The 582-nt window shown below is 69.6% G+C and carries 1 protein-coding gene; it reads right to left on the reverse strand.

Going from position 1 to position 582, the window contains the following annotated elements; genetic code table 4:
* Positions 1-84 precede the first annotated feature (84 nt).
* A partial coding sequence (locus FJR74_RS08410; RefSeq protein ID WP_140915070.1) for a CocE/NonD family hydrolase occupies positions 85-582 on the reverse strand: 498 nt, incomplete at its 5' end.

Here is a 582-nt window from a genome sequence, read left to right on the forward strand (position 1 = left end):
TTACGGCATGCGGTGTTTTCGACGGACTCGTCACCGACGCCGCGCGTGTGACGCGCGCCGTCAGCCAGCGCTCGGCAACCCGGGCTACCCAGGGACCTCCGGTATCAGCAGGTGCGCGTCGTCGCGTGGGCCCCAGTGCAGCGTGACACGACCACGCGGCGGGCGTGGGTAGGCGGCCGGGAATTGGCCGGTGAGCGGGTTGCGGGGGGACAACCAGCGTCCGCCAACCACCAGTCGTAACTGTTCGCCGGCGCGGAACAATGTCGCCGACGGGCCAAGCGCGACATCGACGGCGACGACCTCGCCGGCGGTGACCGGCCGGGGCCGAGCACACGCCGGGACCGGCTCCCATGGCTGCGAGAGCTCGGGGTCGAGCTCGCGCAGCGAGACCCGCTGCCAGCCGGTGGTCACCCGGTCACGGCCCCAGCCGTAGGACCCCTCAAACGCAACGAACTGGCCATCGCGCCACTTCTCCACTCCGACGAACAGGTTCGCGTCGTCGCAGCCATCCAATTGAACCCACAGGCGGGCGGCCATCGGGCCGGTCAACTCGATGTCTTCGGGGATCGTCCAATTGAATGC

Origin of the sequence: Metamycoplasma neophronis, from assembly GCF_006491995.1 — a bacterium.
Taxonomy (GTDB): Bacteria; Bacillota_I; Bacilli_A; order Mycoplasmatales; family Metamycoplasmataceae; genus Metamycoplasma; species Metamycoplasma neophronis.